The 15,125-nt window shown below is 48.4% G+C and carries 10 protein-coding genes; 5 read left to right on the top strand and 5 right to left on the bottom strand.

Annotation, left to right across the window (positions count from 1 at the left end; all coding sequences use genetic code 11):
- Positions 1–79: 79 nt before the first annotated feature.
- The 3 genes from KW844_RS19845 to KW844_RS19855 all read right to left on the bottom strand — a co-directional run bounded on the left by KW844_RS19845 (position 80) and on the right by KW844_RS19855 (position 4,642).
- The gene (locus KW844_RS19845; RefSeq protein WP_370626504.1) at positions 80–865 is read right to left on the bottom strand and encodes a DeoR/GlpR family DNA-binding transcription regulator; all 786 of its coding nucleotides are present in this window, start codon (positions 863–865) and stop codon (positions 80–82) included.
- A gap of 45 nt (positions 866–910) precedes the next feature.
- Complete coding sequence (locus KW844_RS19850) at positions 911–3,364, bottom strand: glycoside hydrolase family 9 protein (protein WP_218378530.1); 2,454 nt, start codon at positions 3,362–3,364, stop codon at positions 911–913.
- Positions 3,365–3,496: 132 nt separating this feature from the next.
- Complete coding sequence (locus KW844_RS19855) at positions 3,497–4,642, bottom strand: FAD-dependent monooxygenase (protein WP_218378531.1); 1,146 nt, start codon at positions 4,640–4,642, stop codon at positions 3,497–3,499.
- A gap of 103 nt (positions 4,643–4,745) precedes the next feature.
- Here KW844_RS19855 and KW844_RS19860 point away from each other — a divergent pair, with 103 nt between their 5' ends.
- On the top strand, positions 4,746–5,132 hold the full coding sequence (locus KW844_RS19860; protein WP_218378532.1) for an SRPBCC domain-containing protein: 387 nt from the start codon (positions 4,746–4,748) through the stop codon (positions 5,130–5,132).
- A 93-nt stretch (positions 5,133–5,225) separates the two neighbouring features.
- On the opposite strand, the gene KW844_RS19865 is transcribed toward KW844_RS19860, so the two are convergent.
- Both KW844_RS19865 and KW844_RS19870 read right to left on the bottom strand, forming a co-directional pair.
- On the bottom strand, positions 5,226–5,867 hold the full coding sequence (locus KW844_RS19865; protein WP_218378533.1) for an SMI1/KNR4 family protein: 642 nt from the start codon (positions 5,865–5,867) through the stop codon (positions 5,226–5,228).
- Between the two features lie 66 nt (positions 5,868–5,933).
- Positions 5,934–6,764: a metallophosphoesterase gene (locus tag KW844_RS19870; RefSeq protein WP_218378534.1), complete on the bottom strand. Its 831-nt coding sequence runs from the start codon at positions 6,762–6,764 to the stop codon at positions 5,934–5,936.
- Between the two features lie 329 nt (positions 6,765–7,093).
- Between KW844_RS19870 and KW844_RS19875 the strand changes: the two genes are divergently transcribed.
- The 4 genes from KW844_RS19875 (at position 7,094) to KW844_RS19890 (ending at position 15,114) form a co-directional block, all read left to right on the top strand.
- Positions 7,094–8,608, top strand: a complete 1,515-nt coding sequence (locus tag KW844_RS19875) for a malate:quinone oxidoreductase (protein ID WP_218378535.1) — start codon at positions 7,094–7,096, stop codon at positions 8,606–8,608.
- Between the two features lie 262 nt (positions 8,609–8,870).
- Positions 8,871–10,265: an alpha-L-fucosidase gene (locus KW844_RS19880; protein ID WP_218378536.1), complete on the top strand. Its 1,395-nt coding sequence runs from the start codon at positions 8,871–8,873 to the stop codon at positions 10,263–10,265.
- Between the two features lie 105 nt (positions 10,266–10,370).
- Positions 10,371–11,894, top strand: coding sequence for a glycoside hydrolase family 28 protein (locus KW844_RS19885; RefSeq protein WP_218378537.1), 1,524 nt, complete (start codon positions 10,371–10,373; stop codon positions 11,892–11,894).
- A gap of 121 nt (positions 11,895–12,015) precedes the next feature.
- Entirely contained in the window at positions 12,016–15,114 is a 3,099-nt protein-coding gene (locus tag KW844_RS19890; RefSeq protein WP_218378538.1) for a TonB-dependent receptor, read from the top strand.
- Positions 15,115–15,125 lie beyond the last annotated feature (11 nt).

Consider the following 15,125-nt stretch of genomic DNA (forward strand, 5'->3'; position numbering starts at 1 on the left):
AAATGGGTATTGTACCACCCGTTCCAGGCAAAGCTTCTGGTTACATTCGAATAGTTGGGCAATTAAAGGATGGCTTCCATTACAGGATTTTTACTCCTTTCTTGCCGTACGGTATTAATTTCTTTGCCTTTGGCTGTAATTCCGTTATTATAATATCTATTGCATCAATATCACAGACTTTCAAACGGTCTGCTGTATCTACTTTTTCTGAAATGGATAGGGCCACCACTTTCCTGGAGGTGGCAATCATAGCTTTCTTCACCTGCACCACCTCCCAGTCATTATCTGTAAGGCCTGCATCAGCGTCTATTGCATTTACACCGAGGAAGCACAGGTCTGCACGGATATTCATGATTTTGGTAATCGCTTCTCCTCCTACGGTGATTTTCGAATCTTTGGCCAGCTTATCCCCGATCACTATTACTTCGATGTTCGGGTGATTGGCGTATTCAAAGGCGGCCGGCAAACTCACGGTAATAAACGTGGCGCGTAAATCTTCCGGTAACATCCTCGCCATTTCCATGATGGTAGTACCACCGGTGGTGAGTACAAACATCCCGTCCTGTATGAGCTGCACGGCCTTCATGGCAATAATGCGTTTTTCTGCGGCAGCGTATACGTCGTGGGATACAATACCATCGCGGTACGACTTCGATAATGCGCCCCCATGTACTTTCAGAATCTTTCCTTCCCGGGCCAGTTCGGTAAGGTCTCTGCGGATAGTGTCTTCCGATACCTGAAGCTGCTCGCTCAAGTGGGAGGACAATACCTTATTGTGCAGGTTTACCTGATGGAGTATATAGGCCTGGCGTTCTTCTTTTAACATGGATACAAATCTTCCGTCAAATTCGGCAAAAAAATGCATGAAACCAAATATAAACCCGCAAAATTTTGCGGGTTCGTGCCGGAATTAAGGCCGGAGTAATTCGTCAACCCGCACAAATCGGTATCCTCTTTCCTTTAAGCTGCTGATCAGCGCAGGTAAATAGGGGTAAAATTTATCTGTACGACGAGGATCAGTTCCAATATGTAATAAGAGCATAAACCCGTTGAGCCCTTGCTCATGTCCTTTTTCGTATGCCAGCACAGCCTCCAGTATCTCCCGGCTACCTATATAATTTTTTAAACCGGGATAAGTATAATCCGCATTTGACCGCGTACCTGGGGTAAAAGAAACCAGTTGTAATCCTTCTGCTGTTGTCCAGTCCGCCACCTGCTGGTTATACCACTCATACGGCGGCAAAAAATAAGGTGCAGCCGCTTTTTTGATCCCCGCTTTATCCAGCTCCCGGTAAGCATTTGCCAGATCTGTTCGAAACGAATCCCGTGTTACCAGCATGCTATCCCGATGTACCCAATCGCAATACAATAAATGCTTATCCGAATGTGTACCTAAATAATGCCCATTCCGCTTTAATTGTTGAATAACTTTTGGAAAATGCCGATAAAAATTTCCGGTAAGGAAAAAGGAACCTTTGATATTGGCTGTTTTTAAATTTTGGGAGATAGTAGCGGCACCGTCGGCAAACTCGTCGCCGGTAAATACGAGTGCCAGCTGCTTTTGAGCAGGGTTACCCCGGATGATGCCACCAGCGGCCTGCCTCGGCGCCTCGCCGGCCATGGCTGCCAGCAGGTACACCAGCGACGCTGTACCGTCCATCGTTGGTTCGTTGGTACTGTAATCCCCCATATCATCGTGATACACGGCCAGGTTACTCTGAAAATCCGCGTACTCGTCCGGCTCCGATAATTTAATACCTATCAGGTTCTGGTAAATGGCAGTATACACGGGCCCATCCACCAAACCTCCATCCACGGGCAACTTGGCAACGGTGCTGAAAGCCGCATGCGGGTCCGTAGGGTAATCCCCGTTAGCAGGCAAGCCATACACCATGCTGGTACCCCAGGGATTACAGCCAAACAACCAGTCTATATTCGCCTGCTCCAACTCCCGAAAAGCGGTGTCTTTAGTGAGCTGCCGGTACCAATAACATTGCATGGCAAAAGATACCGTCAGGTTATTACTGCACCAGATAAAGGGGATAGCCCGGTAGAAGGCATTCCCGGCCGCCTTTTTCCACACGCGGCTGATGCCTTCGCGGTAATAGCCGGTAACTGTTGTACGTTCCGCAGCTGGCAAGGATTTAGCCAGTTCATAATGCCCCAGGTTAATAAACGGATACCATTGGTAATGATTGGCGGTATCTTTTCCCAACCAGGGCGTAATCTTTTCCTGACTGCTGTATTGCAGGGCATCCTGCAGGTAGCGCGACTCCCGGCTTTGCTGATACAGGCTGGCAGCAGCCAGCTCCATATCATCTGTCCAGTTGTCCTCCGCATAAATATAGGGCGATAATACAGAGGCGGTTTGGCATACGCCCGGCTGACGGACGCCCATCTGGTAACTGGATAGCGCCCGTTTGCGCAGCAGTGCCGCCCACGCAGGATCAGCATCTCCATAAATGCCAGCCGCTAAAGAAAATGCACTGGAAAACTTACCTGCGGTAGAGGCCACGCCGGTAGACTTATTTTTATACTTCCCCAGGCCCTGCGGCATGCCCGTACAGAAATACACCGGGCGCTCAAAACCTTTCCCATAAAACGGATCTTCTTTAGGCAGGCGCAGGCCTTTATGATCACGGTCGTCCGCGATCTGGTTAAACATAATATTATCAGCAGGATGCATTTTAAGCAGCCATTGCAGGCCCCAGCGGGCCTCATCTAATACATCACTCACCTGATTGCCGCCAGGCAAACCGTTGGCAGCATATTGATCAGTAAAGACCTGCGGAAAATCGCGGTACGCCGCCAGCAGATGCCAGGTGGCATTGGCAGAAGTGGTTACATATTGCAGGTAGTCCGTGGCATCGTGCCAGCCACCAGCTACATCAATGCGGGTACTGTCGGGCATGGGGCCATACATCGTATAGCCGTCGTGGGTATGACAACTATCCCGTAGCACCGGATTAAACCAGCTACGCTGCTGCCGCATATACCGCAGGCAAAAATCCGCCATGCCATTATATACGTTATCGGCTATACGAAAAAAAGGGGAGTAGATATTTCCGGCTTTCAGCCGATAGGTACCGGTTTTTTTATAGGGAGAGAAATTAAGTCGCGCAGTATGTGTAAATGGCCCGTAACTCCCAAAGTCCTTGCTGGCAGTGGCACTGAGCACCACTTCGCCCGACGCGGAATCGATCAGTTGAAAGTCCTTTGGAGTGGTATGGTCCTTTGAGCCGAAAACGGCTACTTTAATGCCGCCTGGTAAGTATCCCAGCTGGTTGATCCGTATCCATTGCTGCTGTGCGTTGGCGAAGCCAGCGAGCAACAGCGTTAATGCTATGGCGAATAGTTTTTTCATGAGCTTCCGTGGATTAGGTGAATAAAGCTATTAAAAGTTATTCACTTGGTTTTGGGCCGTTGTTTTCCGTGCGCCTGAGGCGCACGGAAAACAACGGTTAGAAGGGGCCGCAGGCCCCTTCTAACCGGCAGACTACCACTTCAAACTATACAAAAATTCCATTTGCTGCTGCGTAATGCTGTTAGGCACCATACGCACCAACCTGTCACGCAGACTGATTGCCAATATGCCTTTCCAGTTGGTGATTTGCGCCAGCTGCCAGGAGATGCCTACTACTTTCTTCACCCTGTCGATCCGGCTGTCCTGGTATTTTTTAAAAGCTGCCGCAATAGTAGTTTCCTGCTTCAGGCAGCGGGCCAGCATGAGTGCATCTTCAATGGCCTGACTGGCGCCCTGGCCGAGGTTTGGCGTGGTGGCATGGCAGGCATCGCCCAGTAATACCACTTTATCCTTGTACCAGGTGCTGATAGGTTTGAAGTCGTATAAGTCAGCACGGAGCAGCATTTCCGGCTGGATGGCTGCTACTATCTGTTGCATCCTTTCACTGAAACCTGCCAGTTCTTTTTTCATAAATGCGATAGCTTCACTGTTGGTAAAAGGCTGGCCTGCGGGCATTTTTTTGGTAAACCAAAAGTAAACCAGGTCGCCATCTACCTGCATATAGGAGGCGCGCAAACCATTACCGTTGCCCCATACTTCGGTGGCGTTCATTTGTTCGTCGTGGGATAAGGTCATGGGGATGATGGCGCGCCAGCAGGTTTGACCGGAGTAGCGGTATTGCGCCGGTACCACATATTTTTCCCGTACTACAGAGCGGATACCATCTGCACCGATCAGGAGATCGGCGGTGGCGGTGCTGCCATCTTCGAAATAGGCTACTACGCCGTGGGGATGGTGTTCCAGGCGCTGAAAGTTTTTTCCCCAGTGCACGGCTTTCGTTACGGCTTGCAGCAGTTTTTGCTGAAGGGTGGCCCGGTGAATCATATGTGCACCCTGCCCATAACGTTGCCGGATATACGCATTGCTCACTTTCTGCAATACTTTCCCTTTGTAGTTGCTTACAAAAATATTTTCAGGGAAGATGGAAATGTTGCGGATGGCTTCACCTACGCCTAATCGCTCATACACCGTCATAGCATTACCGCCCAGCATGATGCCGGCACCAACGGCGCGGCATTCCGGAACGGCATCATAGATTTCGTAGTCGATTCCTTGCTGTTGCAGCGCTATGGCGGTGGTGAGTCCACCGATACCAGCGCCGATGATGATCGCTTTCATGGGTATCTGAATTATTCCGATGCAAAGGTAAGGACGCTGCTTTTAAAATTAGTACATTTGGCCTAATTTATTTTTATTTTTAACAATTGCCTAGCTTTGGCGCATGAAAGATTTCAAAAAGCATTTCATTGTACGTGCTGAGCCGGAGGAGGTTTATGCAGCACTCACCAATCCGGCTACCATTCAGCTGTGGACTGGCGAAAAGGCAGTTATGAGCACTGAGCCGGGCACGGAATTCTCCCTTTGGGAGGACAGCATTGTGGGTCGTAACCTGGAATTTGAAGAGGGCAGAAAGATTGTGCAGGAGTGGTATTTCGGGGAAGAAGAGGCAGAGGAGCCTTCTATTGTAACGATCATTTTGCATCCATCGAAAAAGGGTACCGATGTGGAATTAAAGCATACTAATATCCCGGATGAGGCTTTTGAAGATATTACGGAAGGATGGGCGACCCAGTATTTTGGGGCGCTGATTGAGTTTTATGAAGATTAATGCATTTTTCCTTTTTTCATCCCGCGCCTTCGGCGCCGGATGAAAAAAGGAGCGGGCAGGGGCCACCGGCCCCTGCCCGCTCCTTCAAAAATATCAGATTGCCTCCTGGTAAGGAAAACTACTGTCCATCCACTGGAAATTAATTTCTTCATCCAGGATGTCCTTCAGTTCAGCATTTGTCAACTTCCCTTTTTCGAACACCTCTTTTAGTATGGCTACCTGGCTTGCAGTCAGATAAGGTTCATGCGATTCGAGCCAGCGCTCACAATTTACCTTCATATCTCCCACTGTAATTAAACCCGGATAATGCGGGTCTATATCAGTTATTGCTTCCAGCATCTGCAGGAAGATAAAATCCTGCAGGTTTTTAGCGAGGATGCAGGCTTCGTTTGAATCGTGCCATACCAGCACTACCGGCACATCGTCACCATCCTGCAGATTATAATAGAGCGCAAACCAATCGCCCGCACCTGTAGTGGCAATAGGCACAAAGCGGTGTACCGGATCGGCAAACAGGATGCCTTCTTCCAGGTAATCGGCTACAGCGGCGGTGTTGATCACTTCCAGGTCATGCGCATACAACAGGAAAGGAGGATTTTCCTGTAACTGCGGCAATACGCGCTGGTGCCATTCCGGACCAAACGTTCCCCAGTTGAGCATACCATCTGCATATAATTGTTTGTATAGTGCAGGGTATCTAAAGTTGTACAAGTCTTCTATTTCTTCGAGATGCATAGTATTCTTAGTATTCAGCAGCTTTTTGGGCTGTACCAAGGTACTCACTTTCACCGGGAAAAGGTACTATCCCAGCTGACTTTTTTTGCTACTGAATTCATTAATTTTTGTATCTGGATTCATCATATATGTAAGTACTGAACCGTCATCTTTTAGCTCCACAATCCGGAAGCCATGGTATTTGGTTCCCCAGCTGCCGCCTATGTGACTGTCGAACAGGAAAGGCAGTTTATTATTGAGGAGTTTCACGTTATCCTGGTCATGGTCGTGCCCGTTAAAAACCGCTTTTACATTCGGATACTTACGCACTAACGCTGCAAAAGCGGGCGAATCCGCGGCAAACTCCGTCCATTTAACCGGAGTAATATGCAGGAAGATAAAAATGGCTTTAGCTTTTTTATTGGCCTCGAGGCGCTCTTCAAACCATTGCAGGTCGGGTGCCAGAAAATCGCCCTTGATGTTGGAGGTATCCCCGAACAGCAACACGTTACCATTTATGGTCTGCTGGTGTTGCAGCGGGTTTCCCCATGCCTGCTCCCATGATTCCGGCGTTACACGGTCGTGGTTACCACGGGTGGCATACACTTTCGGGTGAATGGTTTTGAACAGCTGTGCTGCCGGCTGCAGCAGGTCTGGTTCATTGTGGATCACATCGCCGTTGAGTACAAAAAACTCGCAGGGTGTGGCAGCATGTACTTTGTTGAATGCCGCTTTCAGGTCCTTAAAATATTGCTCATAGGGCGTATTGGGCTCTCCATAGTGCCAGTCGGACCCTACGGCAAACCGGAAAACGGTCTTTTTATTCAGGTGTTCGGCGGTAGCTGCCTTTGCGATGGAGCCGCAGGCAGAAATAATAACGGCAGCAGAAAGGCCACCAAGGAAGTCTCTTCTGTTCATAATATAAAAGTAGAGCGATTAAGGGTGGATAATAGGCTTCAAAACAGGGTTAACATAAATATAAAACAAAGATTAGCTATGAGCAGAAAAAGCCCAAAAATTGAATGAAATCAAACTAGATAAGTTTATTAAAAAATTATTTCTAAAAATATTTTACCCACATTTGATTTTATTTAATATAACGTATTGTACGGTGTCATTGATATTAAACTTTCAATTTATTCAGAAAGAATTGTAATCAGTTTGTTAATTTGCTTCAAAAGAAGCATTTATTTAGCCTTGCTTAATTGTTTGTATTGTAACTTTGCACCTCGAATTAAATAGGGGTTATGTTTAGAAGCAAGAGTACGTCTGAAACAGGTCCGGATGTGGTTTTAATAGGCGCTGGTATTATGAGCGCTACCCTTGGGATGCTCCTGAAGGAGTTGCAACCGGAACTTACCATCGCCATTTATGAAAGATTGGATGTTGCCGCCGCCGAAAGTTCCGACGCATGGAACAATGCCGGTACGGGACACTCTGCTTTCTGTGAGTTGAACTATACACCACAGAAATCAGACGGGTCTGTAGAAATTAAGAAAGCTGTGAACATTGCAGAGCAGTTTGAAGTTTCCCGCCAATTTTGGTCATATCTGGTGGAAAAAAACATCATTTCCAATCCCCATGAATTTATACAAAGTATTCCTCATATGAGCTTTGTTTGGGGTGAAGAGAATGTGGATTACCTGCGAAAGCGTTTCAAAGCCCTCCAACAATGCCACCTGTTTGATACCATGGTATACTCCGAAAACCAGGAGCAGCTCCGCGAATGGATGCCATTGGTAATGCAACACCGTGACCCTTCACAAAAAGTAGCTGCCACCTATACTGAAATGGGGACGGACGTAAACTTTGGCGCACTTACCCGCCAGCTGTTCCGCTACCTCCAGCAACTGGATGGCGTTACCATGCACTTCAACCACGACGTACGTGATCTGAAAAAATCCGACAACGGCGGCTGGATCGTAAAAGTTAAAAACCGCGAAACCCGCGAAAAAAATACACTCAACGCAAAATTCGTATTCATTGGCGCTGGCGGTGGTTCCTTACCACTGCTGGAAAAATCAGGCATCCCTGAAGGTAAAGGCTTCGGCGGATTCCCTGTAAGTGGCCAGTGGCTGCGTTGCAATAACCCCGAGATCATCGAAAAACACCAGGCGAAAGTATACGGAAAAGCCTCTGTAGGCGCACCTCCGATGTCAGTACCTCACCTGGATACCCGCATGATCGACGGTAAAAAAGCCCTGCTCTTCGGACCATACGCGGGCTTCTCTACCAAGTTCCTGAAAAATGGTTCCTACCTCGACCTCCCACTGTCCATCAAAGCCAATAACATTTACCCAATGGTATCTGCCGGCCTCGATAATATTCCGCTGACAAAATACCTGATCGCTCAGGTGCGTCAGAAACCGGAAGACAGACTGGATGCCCTCCGCGAATACTTCCCGGATGCAGAAATGAAAGACTGGGAACTGGAAATGGCCGGACAACGTGTACAGGTCATCAAAAAAGATCCTGAGCATGGTGGTATCCTCGAATTCGGAACAGAAGTAGTAAGCGCTGCCGACGGCTCCATCGCCGCACTGCTTGGTGCGTCCCCCGGCGCCTCCACCGCAGTTTCTATCATGCTAAACCTCATGAAACGCTGCTTCAAAGAAGATGTGGACACCGAAGCATGGCAGCAGAAACTCAAACAAATGATTCCATCCTACGGCCAGTCACTCCTGAATAATCCTGAACTTACCGCTAAACTGCGTAAATGGACTACAGCAGTATTGGAACTGCAACAAATGGAAACTGCATAATTAAGGTCTGTCAGAATTTTAATACGACTAAAACCGCCCGGCTTATCACCGCGGCGGTTTTTCTCTTAAGAGAAAAAAATACCTGCAATAGCCAAAATGAAATCATTATCGTATCAGTTTTTTACTGATTTTAGTAGTATTATTTGCAAGCGTACCAATAACACTCAATCAGTGTTGATAATCAATAATTAAGGCGCAAATGCGCTTATTTTTTGGTATCATTTTGCAATCGTTTGCATAGATTAATTAAATTAATTCCATTATGAAAAAACTGACCTGCTGCCTCCTGGCATTGCTGGCCATTAGTCAATGCCTGCCGGCGCAAACCAAAACTACCACCGCCATTACCACCGAACTTTCCCGCGAGCAACGTATGCAATGGTGGAGAGAAGCCAGATTCGGTATGTTTATACACTGGGGCGACTATGCCGTGCCCGCCGGCTGGTACAAAGGGCATCAGGTACAACGTGGCGGGGAATGGATAATGAACAGAGGAAAAATCGGCGTTACCGAATACCAGGAATATGCAAAGAAATTCAACCCTGTTAAATATAACGCAGACGCATGGGTGAAAATGGCCAAAGACGCCGGTTTGAAATATATCGTGATCACCGCCAAACATCACGACGGCTTCGCCATGTTTAAATCCAACGCCAGCAAATTCAATATCGTAGATGCCACACCATATGGTAAAGATGTATTAAAAGACCTCGCAGCCGCCTGTAAAAAACACGGCGTGAAACTGGGCTTCTACTACTCACAGGCACAGGACTGGAATAACCCTGGTGGCGCCGCCGCCCGCAAAGTGGCCTCCGAAGGATGGCCTAACCCGGACAGCGCTAAAATAGACGCTTACACCGCAGCCAACACCGGTCACTGGGACCCGCTGCAAACAACCGCGTCTATGTCCGACTACATCGATAAAGTAGCAGTGCCACAGGTAAAAGAGTTATTAACTAATTATGGAGATGTAGCCGTACTCTGGTGGGATACTCCTACCAACATGACAGATGAATATGCACAAAAACTGCAACAGGCATTGTCGCTCCAGCCTAATATCATTACCAACGACCGGCTGAAACGCCCTAACTTCCCCGGTGATTATAAAACACCTGAACAGAAAATTCCTACCAAAGAAGAGCTGGACGGAAGAGACTGGGAAACCTGCATGACCATGAACGGTACATGGGGATACAAAGAATGGGATAACAAATGGAAAAGCACCGAAACACTGGTAAGAAACCTGATCGATATCGCCTCCAAAAACGGTAACTACCTGCTCAACGTAGGCCCTACCGCAGAAGGCACCTTCCCGCAACAAAGCATCGACGGACTGGCCGGCATCGGTAAATGGATGAAAGTAAATGGCGAAGCCATCTACGCCACCTCCGGAAGTCAGCTACCAGCCTTAACCTGGGGCCGTTGCACGCAAAAAACCACTGGCAACAAAACTACTTACTATCTACATGTATTTAACTGGCCAACAGATGGTAAACTGGTAGTGCCAGGACTAAAAAATAAAGTAACAAAAGCTACTTTGCTCGCCAATGGCAGCAAGCTGAAAACGGCTGTTGACGCGGATGCACTGGTGGTATCACTGCCAGCACAGGCACCTGATCAAATTGCATCGGTGATCAAAGTAGAAACAAGTCTTTAATCACTTTTCGAAAAAGTACGCTGCCTTCGGCAGCGTACTTTTTCGAATGGATTCAGGACCTCCGGTCCTGAATCCATTCGAAATTCATTCTTTTCCAGCGAACCCATGAAACAGAACTACCTACTCTCTGTTTTACTGATCCTGTTTGCAGTGAAATCACAGGCACAAAAAGCCTTGTTCGACATTGTTGCGTTTGGAGCTAACGGAGACGGCAAAACGTTAAATACAGCTTTTATACAATCCGCTATCGACAGCTGCTCCCGCACCGGCGGCGGCATCGTGCGCGTACCGCCAGGCAACTGGCTCACCGGTACACTCCTCTTAAAAAATGATGTAACCCTTCAGGTAGATGAAAATGCAACCCTGCTCGGAAGCCCTGACATCAAAGACTACCAGGTGGTAGATGGCTTCAAAGACGGGCTGGGCCAGCAGATGGGTTATGCACTCATCGGCGCCGTAGAAGTACACAACACCGGCATCACCGGAAAAGGTACCATCAATGGCCAGGGTAAGCTGGTATACGCTTCCGGCGGACATCAACGCCGCCCATTCCTTGTACGCTTCGTCAGATCCGCCAACATCCGCGTTACGGATGTACACCTCACCGGCCCCACCGCATGGACCATGCACTTCTTCCACTGCCAGCAGATCATCGCCAAAAATGTATCGATCTATAGTCGCGGCCTCGGTAACAACGACGGTATCGATATCGACTGCTGCGAAAATGTACAGATCAGCGATTGCAACATCAACAGCGGCGACGATGCCATCTGCTTTAAAACCACCAGCCCGTACCCCTGCCGCAATGTAACGGTATCGAATATACGTATCAATACCGGCGAAGGCGCCATCAAATTCGGTACTGAATCAGCTGGCAACTTTGAAGATATCACCGTCAAAAATATTAAAGTGGATTTCGCCCGCGAAGGTGGCATCAAAATATTCTCCGTGGATGGCTCACATATCCGTAACATCAACATCTCCAATGTGGACATGGATACGGTACACCTGCCAGTTATCATGCGGCTCGGGGCGCGACTCAAAACCTTCCGCGAGGCAGATGCCAAACAGCCTCCCGGCACTATCAGCAATATCAACATCCGCAACATAACCGTGAAACATGGCACGTGGACGGGTATGCTCATCAGCGGTATTCCTGATCATGCCATCCAAAACGTAAACCTGGAAAATATTCACATCAATATACCGGGAACGGGTACACGGGAAGATGCACAACTATCATTGGAAGAAAGACCGGCAGACTATCCCGAAATCAAAATGTTTGGGAAGAAAATCCCTGCATCTGCGCTCTACATCCGGCATGCAGCCAATATCCGACTCAACAACGTAACATTTACATCCGACAATACAGACGCAAGACCGGCAATTATTGGATACGACCTGGCAAACATTACCATCAGCAAATGGAAAATCCCTGCTAACAGCGGGCAAGAACCACTGGCAAAAATTTCTGACGCTAAAAACATAGACTTTACCAACATCACGGCTCCCGCACACCTCACCTTCCTGCATGTTAGTGGTGGCAACAACGCCGCTATTACTGTAGCAAAAAAACTAAAAGTTACAACCGACAAAGAGGTAGCGGAAAACACCGTCATTACTAAGTAGCAACTAACAACAACAATTCCACAAGGACTGCCAAAAGCAGTTCCGGTTCACTATTGCCGGCAACGTACGTTGTTGCCGGCCAGGCATTCCACACCCATTACTCATCCAAAAAAACACCGTTATGAAAAACATGTACGATTGTAAAGCAATCGCCCTTCCACCAGGCCTGTTCCTTCGCTGGAAATGGTTACTGGTATTTTTACTCAGCGTATACTCCTCTACGTTATACGCGCAGCAAACTATAAACGTCCATGGAAACGTAGCCTCGCAAAGTGGAGAGCCACTCCCTGGTGCCAACGTTCAAATTAAAGGCACCTCCAAAGGTGCTGCCACCGGGGTAGACGGGAGTTTCACGCTCAGCGCTCCTGCCGGCAGCATCCTCCGCATCACCTACACGGGCTTTCTGGCAAAGGAAATTACCCTCGGCAATACGGACATGCCACATCTCAACATCCAGCTAAATACCAATAAAGGAGAGCTGAATGAAGTGGTGGTAGTAGGGTACGGCACCCAAAAAAGATCCGACCTAACCGGCTCCATCACCAGTATCAGCTCACAGGCGCTGCGGGATGTACCAGCAGCCAACCTTAGCCAGGCCCTGAAAGGACAAGGCGCCGGTATCGATGTACAGAAAAGCGGCGGTAACAGTAAACCAGGCGCCAAACCCACGATTCTGATACGTGGTAGTCGCTCCCTGAAAGCCACCAATTCTCCCTTATTTGTGGTAGATGGTATTCCATTCAACGGTGATATCAATGATATCAACCCGGATGATATCAGCTCCATACAGGTGCTGAAAGATGCATCCGCCACTGCTATCTATGGCTCCCGTGGTGCAAACGGCGTCATCCTCGTTACCACAAAACGTGGCAATGCCGGCGGTACAGTAGTCACCTACAGTGGATACGCCGGGTTTGTAAAGCCTTCCGGCAGGTATAACCTCATGAATTCCGAACAATATGCAGGACTAAAAAAGTGGGCTTTTTACAACGCCGATCCGGTGAAGTACAGCAGCCCGGATGATCCCAAAATTATGCAGGACGGCTTTGACGCCATAGAGCGCCAGGGCCTCGCTAACGGCCGCAATACCGACTGGCAGGACCTCGTATATCGCACCGGCATACAAACCAATCACCAGGTAGGAGTTTCCGGCGGTAATGAAAAAACACAATACAGCATCAGCGGTGGATACTATAGGGAAACCGGCGTGTATCCTGGTCAGTCCTTTGAGCGCTTCAGCGTAAAAATTGGTGTGGATCATCAAATCAATAAAACCTTTAAAGTAGGGATCAGCTCACTGAATAACTTTTCTACTACCATTGGAGAAAGTGCCAACCCTATGGGGCAGGTGCTGCGCGCCAGTCCTATGGCGCCGGCCTTTGACAGTGCAGGCAATGTACTCAACGATTTCGTTGCCGGCAGCGCCGCGCAGATCTGGAACCCGCTGGCCAACTTCCTCCCCGGCGCTGTAATAGAAAGACGCAAGCGTACCGGCACTTTCACTACCGGCTACCTGGATGTGAATATCCTTCCCGGATTACGGTATCGCCTAAACGCCGGTGCTGAAATCAAAACAGATAACTACGGTAATTTCTATGCCAGCAAAACTTCCAATAACCTCGGCAACCTCAATACCAGCGAAACCAACTACGGACAAAACACCAGCTTCACGGTAGAAAATCTGTTGTATTACGATAAAACCATTCGTAAACATAAACTCAGCTTTACAGGGTTATATAGTATCCAGGAGTCCGACGGCCGTACTACAAAGTATACTAACAACACGCTGCTGTCCGACAATCTCGAATTCGCCAATCCGCAATACGCTTCCAACCTTGCCGGCAGCGGTACTGATCCAAAATGGGATATCATCTCCTATATGGGTCGCCTGTTCTATAGCTTTGATGAACGCTACCTGCTCACCCTCGTGATGCGTTCGGATGGTAGCTCCAGACTGGCCCCTGGCAACCAGTTCAAAGGATTTCCTTCCGCGGTGGTAAGCTGGAACCTGAGTAATGAAAAATGGGCCCGCAATTCCCGCATTATCTCTAATATGAAAATACGCGCCAGCTATGGCCGCGTGGGCAATACGGCCATCGATCCTTATCAAACCATGGGATCGCTGAATGCGCTCAACTACAACTATGGCAGTACCAATGTAACCGGCGCCTACCTCAATGCCGCACCTAATATGAACCTGCAATGGGAATACACTACTACCGCCAACTTCGGGGTAGATTTCGCGCTGCTGAATAACCGCATCAGTGGTAACATTGACGCCTATACGCAGAACACCAGTAACCTGCTGTTACCGCAGAAACTACCTGGTACCACAGGCATTCCCGGCAACGTGCTGGTGAATGTGGGCAAAACAGAAAACAAAGGCGTTGAAGTTCATTTAGCCACTGTAAATATACAGTCCAACAAACCTAACGGGTTCAACTGGACCACTGACCTCAACTGGTACGTAAATCGCGGGAAGATCACGCAGCTGTACAATAATATACAACAGGATCTTGCCAACGGCTGGTTTGTAGGCTATCCCATTGGTGAATACTACGACTACCAGCGGGTAGGCCTCTGGCAAAACACCAAAATTGATTCCCTCACTGCCAAAGCTTATAAGCAAAGCGTGAGTGGCCCTACTTCCGTGATCGGCAATATCCGGGTGGTAGATGTGAATAAAGACAGCACTTTCAGCGCGGCGGACAGAACGCTGATCGGAAGCCCGCAGCCGAAGTGGGAAGGTGGTATGACCAACCGTTTCAGCTACAAAGGACTTGACTTCACGATCGTAGTTTTTGCGCGGGTGGGCGGTATGCTGAACAGTAAGCTGTATGGTGGCGGTTTTGCCAATACCTTCCAGGGTAATTATAATAATCTGAATGTTCGGTACTGGACACCCACCAACGGCGAAACCTATTATCCTAAACCAAACAATTCATCTACCCAAACCCAATATAATACCACACTCGGCTACCTGGATGGCAGCTTCCTGAAAGTAAGAAGCCTGAGCCTGGGTTATAACCTGCCTCAGTCGTTTGTACAGCGAATGAAAGCCCGCTCGCTCCGCGTGTATGCCACAGCCCAGGACCCTTTCATTCTTTTCTCTGAGTACCGTAATAAATATCATGGGGTAGATCCAGAGTCGGCCGGCAACATCAATGCCGATACGCCTGGCACCTGGTCTATGATTTTTGGTATTAACCTGACTTTATAATGTTAAAGCAT

The sequence above is a fragment of the Chitinophaga sp. sic0106 genome (genome assembly GCF_019219075.1).
Taxonomy (GTDB): domain Bacteria; phylum Bacteroidota; class Bacteroidia; order Chitinophagales; family Chitinophagaceae; genus Chitinophaga.